This is a genomic window from Amycolatopsis marina (assembly GCF_900111885.1).
GTDB lineage: Bacteria > Actinomycetota > Actinomycetes > Mycobacteriales > Pseudonocardiaceae > Amycolatopsis > Amycolatopsis marina.
This window is the reverse complement of record NZ_FOKG01000015.1, coordinates 100223-111857: the sequence shown is the minus strand read 5'-3', so window position 1 is coordinate 111857 and position 11635 is coordinate 100223. Positions and strand designations below refer to the sequence as shown.

Annotated in this window: 14 protein-coding genes; 8 read left to right on the top strand and 6 right to left on the bottom strand. The window is 69.1% G+C overall.

Features of this window, described 5'->3' with window-relative positions; all coding sequences use genetic code 11:
* Positions 1-11: 11 nt before the first annotated feature.
* Entirely contained in the window at positions 12-410 is a 399-nt protein-coding gene (locus BM199_RS23275) for an NUDIX hydrolase (RefSeq protein ID WP_091675434.1), read from the bottom strand.
* A gap of 335 nt (positions 411-745) precedes the next feature.
* Between BM199_RS23275 and BM199_RS23270 the strand changes: the two genes are divergently transcribed.
* From BM199_RS23270 to BM199_RS23245, 6 genes are all read left to right on the top strand, one after another.
* On the top strand, positions 746-907 hold the full coding sequence (locus BM199_RS23270) for a hypothetical protein (protein WP_091675433.1): 162 nt from the start codon (positions 746-748) through the stop codon (positions 905-907).
* Positions 908-926: 19 nt separating this feature from the next.
* A complete protein-coding gene (locus BM199_RS23265) occupies positions 927-1487 on the top strand; it encodes a PH domain-containing protein (RefSeq protein ID WP_091675432.1) in 561 nt (186 codons plus the stop codon).
* Between the two features lie 71 nt (positions 1488-1558).
* Entirely contained in the window at positions 1559-2428 is an 870-nt protein-coding gene (locus tag BM199_RS23260) for a PHP domain-containing protein (protein ID WP_091675431.1), read from the top strand.
* Positions 2428-3054 (top strand): MarC family protein, encoded by a 627-nt coding sequence (locus BM199_RS23255; protein WP_091675430.1) that lies wholly within the window; start codon positions 2428-2430, stop codon positions 3052-3054. Before BM199_RS23260 ends, BM199_RS23255 begins: the two co-directional genes overlap by 1 nt.
* 46 nt (positions 3055-3100) lie before the next feature.
* Positions 3101-4012, top strand: coding sequence for a RecB family exonuclease (locus tag BM199_RS23250; protein ID WP_091675429.1), 912 nt, complete (start codon positions 3101-3103; stop codon positions 4010-4012).
* Between the two features lie 114 nt (positions 4013-4126).
* The gene (locus BM199_RS23245; RefSeq protein ID WP_245788577.1) at positions 4127-4477 is read left to right on the top strand and encodes a hypothetical protein; all 351 of its coding nucleotides are present in this window, start codon (positions 4127-4129) and stop codon (positions 4475-4477) included.
* Between the two features lie 186 nt (positions 4478-4663).
* On the opposite strand, the gene BM199_RS23240 is transcribed toward BM199_RS23245, so the two are convergent.
* The 3 genes from BM199_RS23240 to BM199_RS23230 all read right to left on the bottom strand — a co-directional run bounded on the left by BM199_RS23240 (position 4664) and on the right by BM199_RS23230 (position 8749).
* Positions 4664-5569, bottom strand: coding sequence for an alpha/beta fold hydrolase (locus tag BM199_RS23240; protein ID WP_091675428.1), 906 nt, complete (start codon positions 5567-5569; stop codon positions 4664-4666).
* Positions 5566-6954 (bottom strand): Rv3212 family protein, encoded by a 1389-nt coding sequence (locus tag BM199_RS23235; protein ID WP_425425578.1) that lies wholly within the window; start codon positions 6952-6954, stop codon positions 5566-5568. Before BM199_RS23235 ends, BM199_RS23240 begins: the two co-directional genes overlap by 4 nt.
* Positions 6955-7150: 196 nt before the next feature.
* The gene (locus tag BM199_RS23230) at positions 7151-8749 is read right to left on the bottom strand and encodes a DEAD/DEAH box helicase (RefSeq protein WP_425425577.1); all 1599 of its coding nucleotides are present in this window, start codon (positions 8747-8749) and stop codon (positions 7151-7153) included.
* A gap of 736 nt (positions 8750-9485) precedes the next feature.
* On the opposite strand from BM199_RS23230, the gene BM199_RS23225 reads away from it, so the two are divergent.
* Together BM199_RS23225 and BM199_RS23220 are read left to right on the top strand one after the other, a co-directional pair.
* On the top strand, positions 9486-10166 hold the full coding sequence (locus tag BM199_RS23225; protein WP_245788573.1) for a ferritin-like fold-containing protein: 681 nt from the start codon (positions 9486-9488) through the stop codon (positions 10164-10166).
* Positions 10167-10211: 45 nt separating this feature from the next.
* Complete coding sequence (locus BM199_RS23220) at positions 10212-10442, top strand: DUF3107 domain-containing protein (RefSeq protein WP_091675425.1); 231 nt, start codon at positions 10212-10214, stop codon at positions 10440-10442.
* A 54-nt stretch (positions 10443-10496) separates the two neighbouring features.
* Here BM199_RS23220 and BM199_RS23215 read toward each other — a convergent pair whose 3' ends face one another.
* Complete coding sequence (locus BM199_RS23215; RefSeq protein WP_091675424.1) at positions 10497-10829, bottom strand: DUF4873 domain-containing protein; 333 nt, start codon at positions 10827-10829, stop codon at positions 10497-10499.
* A gap of 18 nt (positions 10830-10847) precedes the next feature.
* Positions 10848-11621, bottom strand: coding sequence for a TetR/AcrR family transcriptional regulator (locus tag BM199_RS23210; protein WP_425425575.1), 774 nt, complete (start codon positions 11619-11621; stop codon positions 10848-10850).
* Positions 11622-11635: the final 14 nt, after the last annotated feature.

Here is an 11635-nt window from a genome sequence, read left to right as displayed (position 1 = left end):
TGGAAACGGCCTCAGCGCCGGGGCAGCGCGTCCCAGCCGCGGAGGGCCTCGGCGAGGCCGTCGGCGAGCGCCCCGGCGGCCTCGAACTCGGTGAACGCCGCCGCGTCGACCCAGCGGACGGCCTCGGCGTCGTCGCCCGCTCGCAACGTGCCGCCCGTCGCTCGGCAGACGTAGTCGTAGATCTCGTACGGTCCGCGCACCACCTGACCGGCCAGCGCGCCCGCCACGCCGTCCAGCCCGGTCTCCTCGCGCAGTTCCCTGACCACCGCTACGGCGTCGGACTCGCCCTGTTCGACTTTCCCGCCAGGCAGGGACCAGAGCCCGCGAGAGGGTTCGTTCCCGCGCCGGATCAGCAGCAGCCTGCCCTGCTGGTCGTGAACGATGGCACCGACGCAACGGACGGCGGTCATCGTTGATCACCGTTCGCATCCGGCCGTGAGTGACGGAAACCACACCTCCGTGGGCGACGAAACGGGACAAATCGCTGGTCCAGGGGAGGAATCTCCGTGCAGGTCGGCACGACACCGACCCCTCGGCGACGACTACTGCCGGTGGCACGCTGAGTAGAGTGCCTGACTGTTGTCCACATCACCGGAAAATGATCACTCTCCGTGGTAATCGGGTGACTTCTGGGGTCGTTACTGCCCCAAGCGCGGGACTTACCTCCCGTAACGCACCGCAGTGCGGTACAAACTTAGTGGTTACCTGACGATGCAGGTCTGACACAGAAACGGGATGGAGCGTCGTGGACGTCAAGAAGCTCCTCACATTCGCGGGGATCGCGCTGGTGCTCTACTTCGTGATCGCCCAGCCTGCTGGCGCGGCCGGGCTCGTATCGAACATCATCGGATTCCTCCGCGACGCGGCAGAGTCGGTGATCAGTTTTGTCAGCAGCGTGTTCGCCTAGTCGCCGTTAGTCTTCGGGTATGTTCGCGCCACGAGACCCCGATGAGTACCTGCTCGACACCGAGCGCAGGGTCATCCGGGTCCGCAGGCACTGGGCGTCTCTGGCCTGGGACGCGTTCGAGGCCATCGCGCTGATCGCTATCTTCGTGATGGTCTCCTACCTGCTGCCCCCTTCGATGTGGGTCGTGCAGAACGTGCTCTGGTACGCGGCCCTTCTCGTGGTGCTGCGATTCACCTACATCGTGATGGAGTGGTGGGTCGAACGGCTGGTCGTGACCGACAAACGATTCATCATGACCACCGGGGTCTGGACCACCAAGGTGCTGATGATGCCGATCAGCAAGGTCACCGACCTGACCTATCAGCGATCCTTCTGGGGCCGGATGCTCGGCTACGGCACGATGGTCGTGGAGTCCGCGGGGCAGATCCAGGCGCTGAACAACATCTCCTACCTGCCGAAGCCGGAGGAGTTCTACGACACGATCTCCGAACTCGTCTTCGGCGACAAGCAGAAGCAGGCCGAGCGGTTCTCGATGATCAAGGCCCAACGTGCGGCCAGGGGCAAGCGGATGGTCGGCTGAGGGGACCATCCCGGCAGTGCGCCGAAGGGGCTCACAACGCAGCCGGGTGACCCCTCGTTCAGAATGGGCGGGTGCGCATCGACCTGCATACCCATTCCACGGTGTCGGACGGAACCGACAGTCCCGCCGAACTGGTCGCTGCCGCGGCGAAAGCCGGCCTCGACGTCATCGCCCTGACCGACCACGACACCACGGCGGGCTGGGAGCCTGCCATCGAGGCGCTGCCGCCCGGGCTGCGGCTGATTCCCGGGGCCGAGTTGTCCTGCGTGTCCGTCGACACCGCCGGTAGGTACGTCAGCGTGCACCTACTGGCGTACCTGTTCGATCCGACCTCGCCCGCGATCGTTTCCGAGCAACTGCGGCTGCGTGGCGAGCGCAGGGCCCGGCTGCGGTCGATGGCCGTGCGGATGGCCGAGGACGGGCTGCCGATCGACCCGGACGAGGTCATGGGCCTGCTGCACCCCGACGCTCCCGCAGGCCGTCCGCACCTGGCCCAGGCGCTGATGCGCGCCGGTGTGGTCGCCAGCGTGGACGAGGCGTTCGCCGGTTATCTCGGCAACGGGCGGGGCTACTACCTGCCGCGACAGGACACGCCGGTCGAAGCGGCCATCGACATGATCGCCGACGCGGGTGGGGTGACCGTTCTGGCGCACCCGTTCGCCAGTTCCCGCGGTCCGACCGTGACCCCGAGGGTGATCGAGGACCTCGCGGCACGCGGACTCGCGGGGCTCGAGGTCGACCACCCCAACCACGACGAGGACACCCGAGCCGAGCTCCGGGAGCTCGCGGACGGTCTCGGCCTGCTGCAAACCGGCTCCAGTGACTATCACGGCACGAACAAGACGATCGCGCTCGGCCAGGAGACGACGGACCCGGCGATGCTCGAGGCGCTGATCGCGAGGTCCAGTGGCGCCACCGTCGCCGTCGGCGGAGCAGCCTGATGGCGCTGCAGGACTTCTTCGACGCCAAGCTCTTCATGGAGGCGTCGATCACCCTTGTCGTGATCATGGATCCGCCCGGGACCGTGCCGGTGTTCCTCAGCCTCACCGGGCGCAAGCCGGTCGCCGCCCGCGCCCGCGCGGCTCGGCAGGCCGTGCTGGTCTCGCTGCTGGTGATCACGTTGTTCGCGGTTGCCGGTCAGGCGATCCTGGCCTACCTCGGCATCGGCATTCCCGCGCTGCAGGGCGCCGGTGGGCTGTTGCTGCTGCTCATCGCGCTGGACCTGCTGACCGGGAAGAACAGCGCGCAGCCGGAAGCCACCGAGGACGTCAACGTCGCACTTGTCCCGCTGGGTACCCCGCTGCTGGCCGGGCCGGGCGCCATCGCGGCCACGATCGTGTTCGTCCGCCAGGCCGACGGCCAGCTCGGCGCCTACATCGCGCTGGCACTGGCGATCGTCACCGTGCACCTGGTGCTCTTCCTGTGCATGCGCTACTCGGGCGTGGTCATCCGGGTGATCAAGGAGAGCGGGATCACCCTGCTGGCCAAGATCGCCGGTCTGCTGCTCGCCGCGATCGCGGTGGAACTTGTGGCCGACGCGGTCCGTGGTTTCGTCGCGGGAGTCTGAGAGTTGTCCTACCCCCTGAGTAGGGTGGACGGCCGGGGGTGAGCGGATGTCCCAGCTCGGGTTCGACTTCGGCGTGCAACAGCGCAAGCTGTCCAGGGTCACGCCCGCGCGCCTGTCCACGTTCGTGGATTGCCCGCGCCGCTACCGCATGACGTACCTCGATCGGCCTGCGCCACGACGCACGGGCGCGTGGGCCAACAGCACGCTCGGCGCCGTGGTGCACAACGCCCTGCGCGCGCTGTTCCTCCTGCCGGCCGCGAAACGGACTCCGGCCAGAGCTGCGGCACTGGTGAGCGAGCACTGGAAGGACGCCGGGTTCCTCGACGCACAGCAGGCCGCGCACTACCGCGAGCGGGCGAAGGGCTGGGTCGCGGAGTACGTCGAGCACCAGGACGTTTCGATCGAACCGGTCGGTCTCGAGCGCTGGGTTTCGGCGCGGGCGGGTTCCGACGGTTCCGCGTCGGCCACGATGATCGTCGAGGGTCGTGTGGACCGCATCGACGAGCGCGGTGGCGAGCTGGTGATCGTCGACTACAAGACGGGTGGCGCGGAGCGTCTCGGTTTGGGTGGTGGTGGGAGACGGGTGGGCAAGACGGGTCGACGAATGCCGGACGAACGCGACGCGGGTGCCGCCCGCGCGCTCGCCCTGTACGCCGTCGCGGCCGAGCAGGAGCTGCGGGCGCCGTGTCGCCGAGTGGAGTTGCACCACCTGCCCAGCAACACCGTCGCCGGGTTCGAGCACACGCGCGCCAGTCTCGACCGGCACCTGGTGGAGGCCGAAGAGACCGCCGACGCCGTGCGGGTTGCGACGGATACCCTGACGGACGGCGGGAGCGCCGACGAGCTGTTTCCCGCGAGGACGGGCGGGCACTGCGCCGCGTGCGACTTCCGGCCGAGCTGTGCCCCAGGGCAGGCGGCCGCGCCCGCGGCCCGATCGTGGGATCTGCTGGCGCCCTGAGCGAGCGTCTGGGAACGGTGGCCCGGCGACTCGATTGCGGCCCGAGTTCTCGCCACAGGCACTGAGCGACAGCAACGACGGGGCAGGAAATTGGCAGAGAGGTCACGGAGCCGAATGCACGCACCCGAGGTGACGAGCGAGCTCGAACCGGTCGCCAGGGTGGATGCCGGGCAGTCGAGCAACCGCCGCACCAGGCGCGGCCGGTGGTGGCGTGGGCTGACCGGTTCCCTCGTGGCCGGGCTCGTGGTGCTGGCGGTGATCGTCCTCGGCGCGCAGATCGCCGGTTTGGTGAGCGCGTCCGAAGGGCCCGGCCCGTTCATGGTGGTCGGGCACGTCGTCGGGGCCGCGCTCGCCGTGGTGGCGCAGCGGATCGCCGACCGTGCCCACGGCGGACCGGCCGCGCTGGCCGCGGCCGCCGTCCTGCTCCTCGCCTTCACCACCCTCTGGCTCTTCTGGTGGGCCTGACCGGCGCCCCGCCCCAATCCAGCCCGCTCGCCTCCAGGGATGGTGCGTCTGCAAGTACGCCCAAGTAAGATCGAGATCGCAGTTTTCTACCGCCAAGTGGGAGCTGTGCCCGCTGGATAGGCGATAGAAAAAGCACAAGTTGATCTTGCATGGTGGTACTTGCAGACGCACCAAGGGTGACCGATGTCAGGACGTGGGGGAGAGCCAGGATCGCCACGTGGCGACGAGGATGTTCAGGAGCGCCGCGGGGTTCTCGGTGTTGGGGGAGTGCGCGGCGTTCTCGACCAAGGCGAACCCGGCGCCGAGTCGGCCAGCCATCTCTCGCTGCTCCGGGACGCTCCACGCGTCGTCGTGCTCGCCTGCCACCACCAGACCGGGAGTACCGGATCCGCGCAGCGCCCGGGCCAGCGCATCGACCAGGTCGGGTTCCGTGCGCAGCGCCTGGGCCATTCCGAGCAGACCCGAGGCGCTGGAGGCGACGAACCGCGTGCGCAGAAACTCCTTGAGCGCAGCCGGAGTCGCCTGCCACGCCGGGAACCGTGCGTTCACCCGCTCCCGCACGGCGTAGGCGGCCTCCGGCCCTTCGGTCCGCAACAGTGGTTCACCCGTGTCGAGGGCGTCGCGCCGCATGCCCTCGGCCAACCTGCCGGGTCCGCTGCCGAGCAGCGTCAGGCCCGCGATCCGCGCGCCGGCCAGCACCGCACCCCGGACCACGAGGCCGCCGAAGGAGTGACCGAGCAGCAGGACCGGACCGCCGTTCGCGCCGAGGTGTGCGACGAGATCGGCCACCACCTGGCCGAGGGCGGCGGGCTGGTAGGCGCTCTCGTCGTCCGGGCCCGGCGACTCGTACTGCCCTGGCAGGTCCACCGTCACCGCGAGAAACCCGGCCGCCGAACACCCGTCGAGCAGAGGGGCGAAGTCCTCCTTGGAACCGGTGTATCCGGGTACGAGCAACACGGTCCCCTTCGCCGTGCCCGCGGGCTCGGCGCCGCGCAGCGCGGCGATCGGCCCGTACGGTCCGGGCAGGTCGATCCGTGCGCCGTTGTGGGTGGTGAGCTGGGCCGCGGTGGAAACTCGTCCCGTCTCCGTCATCGCAGGGCCACCACGGTGTCCCCGCGTTGTTCGAGCAGGACCGGGCCGGTCGAGGACAGCGCCACCGGGCCGGAGTGCTCACGCCGGTCGACGCCGATGGTCCGCACGGTCCCGCCGTCAGCCTCGTCGATCACCACGAGGCCGCCTTCGATGGGCACGACGAACTGGCCGGCGAACAGCGTGCCCGCGCCCAGGGTGTTGTTGACCGTCCACCTCGGGGTCAGGTCGTCCTTGGCCAGGGCCATGGTGCGCGAACCGGTGAACCAGTAGATGTTCGCCTCGCCCTGTGCCGTTGGAACCACACCGCCGCTGGGGTCTTCCGACAGGTCGCCCGCGGGCAGGTCGAGCGGGTACGCGGCCCGCTCGCGGCCCTCCACGTCGTAGATGACCAGCCGGCTCTGCTCAGGCAGCGCGACAGCGGCGGCCTTCTCCGTCAGCGCCACCAGTTGTGCCGAGCCGCCGGCCAGCACCGTGCTGTACTCGACTTCGGGCTTGTCACTCTTGTCCGGAGCCGCCTTGAACACGGTCAGCCGGTCCGCCGGGTCCTCGGGGCAGCGTTCGACCACGCCGACCTTCCCGGAGGTCGCGGCGACGGAGGCGAACGCGCAGCCGGTGCGCGGCTGCTTCTCGGGGTTCACCAGCGCGGGGACCTGGCCGTACTCGTTGCTCTTGACCAGGTCATCGCGCCAGGTGTTGAGCAGTCGGCTGCCGGTGGTGGTGACGTGTCGCTCGCCGACCACCAGGCGGGTGCCCAGCTCGGCGTCGCCGTTGCGCTGAGCAGTCCGCCCACCGGTGCCGGGGTCGAGCTGGGTGACCTCACTGCACCCGGTGGCGCCCGCCGCGCCGGTCTTGCTGTACACGGCGAGCACCCGATTCCAGGCCGGGGCCACGGTGCAGAGTGGCAGGTCCCGCCCGTACCGCCAGCGGACCTGCCCGGTCAGTGCGTCCCGGCCCGCCACCTCGCCACCGTCGCCGGTGACCACGGTGGCCCCTTCGGCAACCGGCACGGGTGTGGCCGAACTGGGCGCCCGCCACATCTCGGTGAGTGTGCCCGGTACCGAAGCCGGTGCGGCGGGTAGCGGCGGCGGTGGCTCCGCGTTCTGCTGCACGGTCCCCCGCTGGTCGCTGAACGCCCAGACGGTCCCCGCGAGCAACACGCATCCGAGCACGACCAGCGCTACCGCCACCCGGTCCCGCCCTGTGCTCCAGGGGGAACGGCGGGCCGGCCTTCCGGCCGGTGGCCGGAAGGCCGGGAGCTCGTCGGTGTCCTGCGTGTCGTCCTGCGGATACCCCGGAGACGATTCCGGCGAGGCGGGCCTGCGGTGGCGGCCACCGGCGTTCCCGAAAGTGCTGTCGGTGCCTGTCGGAGAACTCGGATCCGCGATCGAGTCGCCATGGCTCTGACTTCCGGGGACTGTCCCGTGCTGCTGGTCGACGCCCTGACGCCTCGATGGCGGGAGTGCGTCGGCCGAGTTGCGCGGATCGCCATGATCAGGCGATCCGCTGTTCCCGGACGTGCTGTCACTCACGGTCACTCATGCCTTCTGCTCCCGATCGGACAGTGTCGGCCGAAGATCGCCTTCAGTCTGCCGAAGCGGGCGTGTTGGCGCCGTTTGGTGAGCCGGAACGGCGACGGCGGCGACGGCGGGCGGGACGCTCGCCGTTCTCCCCGGTTCCGGACTCGGCCTTGTCGCCAGCCGCGGTCTGCTCGGTGGCGGGCTTGCTGCCGCTGCCCGCACCGCGAGTCCTGCGGCGCGGCCTGCGGGCCTCACCGCGTGCCTCCCTGCCGGGCTCGTCCTGCTCGCCGGAACCGGCCGCGTCGGCAGCCTCGATGGCGGCAGCCGCGTCGGCTCCGCCCCTGGTGCGCCTGCGCGGCTTCGTGGTGCGGGCCGGGCGACTCGCCTCCCGCCCTGTCTTGCTCCTGCGCTTGCCGCCGAGGTCCTCCTCGCGCTCGGCCGAGAGGCCGGCGCGGGTCCGCTTGGCCAGTGGCAGCCTGCCGGTCGCGTCCGAGGGGATGCCAAGGTCGCTGAACAGGTGCGCCGAGGTGGAGTACGTCTCCACCGGCTCCGGCTTCTCCAGCTTCAGTGCGTCGGAGATGAGCTTCCAGCGCGGCATGTCGTCCCAGTCGACCAGGGTGATCGCGACGCCGGTCTTGCCCGCACGCCCTGTCCGGCCGATGCGGTGCACGTAGGTCTTCTCGTCGTCCGGGGACTGGTAGTTGATCACGTGCGTGACGTCCTCGACGTCGATACCGCGAGCGGCGACGTCGGTGGCGACCAGCACGTCCACCTTGCCGCTGCGGAACGCGCGCAGGGCCTGCTCACGGGCGCCCTGACCGAGGTCTCCGTGCACCGCCGCGGCCGCGAAGCCCCGCTCGGCGAGCTCGTCGGCCACCTTCTGCGCGGTCCGCTTGGTCCGCGTGAAGATCATCGAAAGGCCGCGGCCCTCGGCCTGCAGGGCGCGGGCGATCAGCTCGGGCTTGTCCATCGAGTGGGCCCGGTAGACGAACTGGGTGGTCCGCTCGTGGATGGCACCGGCGTCGTTCTCCTCGGCCCTGATGTGGGTGGGCTGGGTCAGGAACGTGCGCGCCAGCGTGATGATCGGGCCGGGCATGGTGGCCGAGAACAGCATGGTCTGCCGCTGCTCCGGAACCATGCGCAGGATGCGTTCGATGTCCGGCAGGAAGCCGAGGTCGAGCATCTCGTCGGCCTCGTCGAGCACGAGGCCCTTGACCTTCCCGAGCACCAGGTGCTGCTGCTCAGCGAGGTCGAGCAGCCTGCCAGGGGTGCCGATGACCAGGTCGACACCCTTGCGCAGGGCCTCGATCTGCGGTTCGTACGGGCGGCCGCCGTAGATGGCGAGCGTGCGCACACCGAGGTGCTTGCCCGCGTCGGTCAGGTCGTGGCTGACCTGAAGGCAGAGCTCCCGGGTCGGCACGACGACCAGGGCCTGCGGTGTGCCGTCGCCGGGCACGGTGATCCGCTGCAGGAGCGGGATGCCGAAGCCGAGTGTCTTGCCCATGCCGGTACGGGCCTGGCCGATCAGGTCGTCCCCGGCCAGCGCGAGCGGCAGGGTGAGCGCCTGGATGGCGAAGGTGCGTTCGATACCGGCCTCGTTGAGGGCACGGACGATCTCCGGCCGGACGTTGAACTCGGCGAAGGTTGGGGACTCCGGCTCCACATCGGGGCGGGCCTGGAGGGGGTGTGACGGGTCGGCTTCACCGGCGCCGCTCTCGCTGTGCTCCAGCGCGACCGGGTCAGTGCCGGTGGTAGTGGTGTCGTCGTTCTCGGACGGATTCGCGGTCAGAGTGATCGCCTCTCTCATACCAGCGCGCACAGCCAGGTATTTCGCGACACTCGACCGCTGGGGTTGGACTCCGGCTCCGTATTCCCGGGCCGAACCGCACCGGCGGGAATGCCGTTCGAGGCGTGCACGCACATTGTTGTCGCTGAATCGCAGCGGAAAGTCCGAGCCGATCGTAGCCAGGGCCTGGGTTTCGGCTGGTGGACGCTGGTTGCGTCTGGACCGGCCCTGCCTCCGTCGTCTCGGGCCGCCGCAAGCGGCGGTTCCCGCGTGATTCAGTTGTTGTCGCTGAATCGCAGCGGAACGTCCGCATGCGAGATCCAGATTTTCTGTTCGCGACCTGCGGCGATGTGCCCGCTTCAGGTCGCTCCCGCCGCGCTCCGGCGATGGCCTGCACCACTCCAGTGGGAGCCGTCTCCCAGACGGACGCCCGGCAGGAGCGCGGAAGATTATGTCGTTATCACCCCACAGTGTAGCCGGGCCACCCGGCCCAGCGTGAGGATGGTCGCATCCGCCCGCGTGTCCTTCGTCATCGTTGCCCTATGTATGAGCGTTATGCACACACGCAGGTTCGGCTACCGTGCGGATTCACCGTTGCTCTACGGTGGCAGTCGTGACTGAGGCTGCGAACGAGCGTGGCGCCGAGGCGGAAACGACGATCAGTGACGGAGTCGTGGACCTGATCGGCGTGCTCGCTTACGGCGAACTGTCCGCTTTCGACCGGATGTCCGAGGATTCCCGTACCGCCCCGACCCTCTCCGGGCGGGCCGCGCTGGCCTCGATGGCCGCCGCCGAGATCGGTCATTACGCCCGGCTGGAGCGTTTTCTCGCCGAGCACGGCATCGCCGTCGAGGACGCGATGAAGCCGTTCGTCGCGCACTTCGACGCGTTCCACGCGTCCACGGCTCCCCGTTCCTGGCTGGAATCACTGGTCAAGGCGTATGTCGGCGACGGTCTCGCCGCCGATCTCTACCGCGAGATGGCCAACTGGCTCGACCAGGAGACCCGCGAACTCGTACTCGAGGTACTGGCCGATACCGGCCACTCCGCCTTCGCCGAACGCGAGGTGGCGGCGGGAATCGCGGCGGACGCCAGGCAGCGCGACCGCCTGGCCCTGTGGGGGCGCAGGCTGCTGGGCGAGGCCCTCACCCAGGCGCAGTATGTGGTCGCCGAGCGGGACGGCCTTTCGGAATTGATTGTCACCGGCTCCGGCGACCTGTCGGGAATAGCCGGTCTCTTCCGGCGGTTGCAGCAGGGTCACACCAAACGGATGCAGGTGCTCGGGCTCGGATAGCCTGGTTTGCAAGAGCACGGCACGACATCAGGCGGAGGTTTGCACGTGGAGGTCAAGATCGGAATCAAGGACACGCCGCGGGAGCTGGTGGTGTCCAGTGGCCAGACGACCGACGAGGTCGAGAAGCTGGTTTCCGAGGCCTTGAACGCCGACGACGGCTTGTTCCGCATCTCCGACGAGAAGGGCCGCAGGTTCATCGTCCCGGCAGACCGGATCGCCTATGTCGAGATCGCGGCCTCGGATGTTCGCAAGGTCGGCTTCGCGGTCGGTAGCTGATCGTTCGACAAAGCGGGCACCGCAGCTTCTGCGGTGCCCGCTTTCGTTGTGCCGTCAGGACGCGGTGGCTTCGACCTCGTCGAGCGAAACGGGCACGGTGAACGGGGGCGTGCTCGTGCCCATGATCCGGTACCGGTCCCACGGATCCGGATCGGACAACTCGCCCGTGGCCGATCCCTGCGGCGTGCGGATCTCGGCCTTCTTCTTCCGGCCCGCGGCGAGTGCCGAAAGTTGCTCGTTGGCCTTCACTCGGCCGTACCACCGGTAGTAACCGTCGATCGGCTGGAAGTGGCCGCGCAACTCCACCTCGATCGCGATCTCGGTGTCGGAGACCAGCAGGGTCGCCGGGCCGCTGTAGCCGTCCTCGTCGTGGTCGTGCTCGCTCACGAAATTCTCCCTTGAACTTCAGCTGATCTGGGACTGCTGGTCGGACTCGTTCTGCCTGGCCAGGCGGATGACCTTGTTCTCTTCCAGCGGCTTGTTCGGGTCGATCACGATGCCCTGCTGCCGCGCCAGGCCGTCGATGGCGGCCCAGATGATCTGGGTGAGGTACTCGACCAAGCTGTCCCGGCTCATCGAGCGGCGCTCCAGCCACCACTCACCGGTGTTCTGCACCATGCCGACGATTCCGTATGCCCAGGGCTCGGCCGCTCCCGAGTCCATGTTGAACATCCGCATGTAGTCCCCGAGCAGGGCGGTCAGGGCGGTCGCGATGATCTCTTTGTCCTCGGCCACCACGTCCGCGTCGACGGGCTTCTCCGCGAAGGATCCCCTGGCGAGCAGCCGGTAGAGGTTCGGATGCTCCTCGATGACGGTGAAGAACGCGTCGAGGGCCATCCGGATCCGCGGCACCGGGGCGAGTTCGGCGTTGATCGCCGGAATCAACCGCTGCAGCAGGATCTCGGTCCCGCGCTGGCCGAGGGCGAGGAACAGGTCGGCCTTGTCGTCGAAATGCCGGTACAGCACCGGTTTGGTGACACCCGCCGCCGCCGCGACGTCGTCCATGCCCAGGTCGGGTCCGTGCTCGTGCAGGGCCGTCAGTGCCGCCTCGACGAACTCCGCTCGCCGGGCCACCCGGTGTTTACGCCAGCGGTCCCTGCGGGCGTCGCCGGTGGGTGCGGCGTCGTCACGCGAGTGCTTGCTGGATCGCTTGCTGTTGCGCTTGACACGGTCGACCATGGCCAGCATGCTAC